Consider the following 586-nt stretch of genomic DNA (forward strand, 5'->3'; position numbering starts at 1 on the left):
GACCGCGGACACCGTGTCCTACTACGGCGGGACGCTGATGTACCGTCTGAACCATGCGACGGACTACCAGTATTTCGGCGAATGGCAGCACGCAGACCTTGTGCACCGCTATCCGGTCATTCCGGCAAGCCCGAGGGACCAGCTGGAGCGGGCAGACTTCATCGCGAACACCATGGCGACCGGTGACAGCTGGTCCCGCTCCCTTGCCGAGCATGCCACCTACCTTGCTGGGGCGGCAAAGGCCGTGGACGTTCCCTACGTGAACCTGTGGCACGCGAACCCGGTCCTTGCCACCGAGCACTGCGGCGGCAACCACTGGGTGGTCAACGATACCGGCAGCAAGGTCGTGACGCTGCCCGCCAACGGGGCCGAGCGGACTGACAGCGGCGGCGCCTGGATCTTCGTCATCTTCGCGGTCGGAACCAGCGACACGAACACGGTCACCATCCAGGCACCGGCTGGCGGGACGATTTCCGCGGACGGACTGACCGGTCTGTCTTCCCTGGTTCTGTCGCGCGCCGAAAGCGTGCAGCTTGTCCGCCAGATCGGCAGCACCGTCTGGACGGCAGACCGCGGGATCCTCGGT

At 65.7% G+C, this 586-nt stretch carries 1 protein-coding gene; it reads left to right on the forward strand.

The window, feature by feature from the left end:
• Window positions 1-586 (forward strand): hypothetical protein (locus HCC78_RS35195; protein ID WP_172332882.1); only part of this gene is annotated, 586 nt, incomplete at both ends.

It is taken from the genome of Mangrovicoccus sp. HB161399, from assembly GCF_013184745.1.
Lineage (GTDB): Bacteria > Pseudomonadota > Alphaproteobacteria > Rhodobacterales > Rhodobacteraceae > Mangrovicoccus.